Origin of the sequence: Rufibacter sediminis, assembly GCF_014269285.1 — a bacterium.
In the GTDB taxonomy this organism is placed as follows: Bacteria; Bacteroidota; Bacteroidia; order Cytophagales; family Hymenobacteraceae; genus Nibribacter; species Nibribacter sediminis.
In genome coordinates this window covers 1-1,480 of record NZ_JACOAF010000059.1, presented here as the reverse complement: position 1 = coordinate 1,480, position 1,480 = coordinate 1, and the positions used below count along the sequence as shown (strand labels likewise).

Below are 1,480 nucleotides of genomic sequence, written 5' to 3'. Positions count from 1 at the left end.
TCATAAGGGGGTTGGCGGCTACCTACTCTCCCGCGTGTGACCGCAGTACCATCGGCTCGGCGGGGCTTAACTTCTCTGTTCGGAATGGGAAGAGGTGGACACCCGCGACATAGCCACCATTATCGTTGCGTCGTTAGAGCGCTAATGATGTCGGGGGGTGCTTTGATATACTTGGGAGGAGAGAGAACGAATAGGGTACGCGCCTTGGTGGCGGGAAAGTTCTCGGGCAATTAGTACGGCTCGGCTATGGTGTTTCCACCTTTACACCTGCCGCCTATCGACGTGGTCGTCTCCCACGGCCCTTAAAGGGATTTCTCATCTTGGGGTGAGTTTCGCACTTAGATGCTTTCAGCGCTTATCTCATCCGAGCGTAGCTACCCTGCGCTGCGGCTGGCGCCACAACAGGTCCACCAGAGGCTCGTCCATCCCGGTCCTCTCGTACTAAGGACAGGTCCCCTCAAAAATCCAACGCCCACTACAGATAGGGACCGAACTGTCTCACGACGTTCTGAACCCAGCTCGCGTGCCACTTTAATCGGCGAACAGCCGAACCCTTGGGACCTTCTCCAGCCCCAGGACGTGACGAGCCGACATCGAGGTGCCAAACCTCCCCGTCGATATGAGCTCTTGGGGGAGATCAGCCTGTTATCCCCGGCGTACCTTTTATCCTTTGAGCGATGGCCCTTCCATGCGGAACCACCGGATCACTATATCCGCCTTTCGGCCCTGCTCGGCTTGTGGGCCTCACAGTCAAGCACCCTTCTGCTATTGCGCTCTGCGCACGGTTACCAAGCGTGCTGAGGGTACCTTTGAAAGCCTCCGTTACTCTTTTGGAGGCGACCACCCCAGTCAAACTACCCACCAAACAATGTCTCCCACTCAGGGATTAGGCTCCAAGCAACTGAAGGGTGGTATTTCAACGTTGACTAACCGACGCCTAGCGACGCCGGATCACAGTCTCCCACCTATCCTACACATCAGTTACCCAGAGTCAATGTTAAGCTATAGTAAAGGTGCACGGGGTCTTTCCGTCCCGTAGCGGGTACTCGGCATCTTCACCGAGACTACAATTTCACCGAGCTCACGGCTGAGACAGCGCCCAGATCGTTACACCATTCGTGCAGGTCGGAACTTACCCGACAAGGAATTTCGCTACCTTAGGACCGTTATAGTTACGGCCGCCGTTTACCGGGGCTTCGGTTCAGAGCTTCGCCTTGCGGCTAACTCCCCCCCTTAACCTTCCGGCACCGGGCAGGTGTCAGGCCATATACCTCATCTCTCGATTTCGCATAGCCATGTGTTTTTGTTAAACAGTCGCCTGGGCCTCTTCACTGCGGCTTCTCCATCGCTGGAGGAAGCGCCCCTTCTCCCGAAGTTACAGGGCCATTTTGCCGAGTTCCTTGGCCGTGATTCACTCGAGCACCTTAGGATTCTCTCCTCGACTACCTGTGTCGGATTGCGGTACGGGTAGCGTAACCTT

General features: G+C 56.1%; 2 rRNA genes. Both read right to left on the bottom strand.

From position 1 onward, the window contains the following. Positions 1 to 9: 9 nt before the first annotated feature. Positions 10 to 121: ribosomal RNA gene (gene rrf / locus H7U12_RS22090) — 5S ribosomal RNA — on the bottom strand. A gap of 88 nt (positions 122 to 209) precedes the next feature. Then, positions 210 to 1,480: ribosomal RNA gene (locus H7U12_RS22085) — 23S ribosomal RNA — on the bottom strand; the annotation flags it as partial.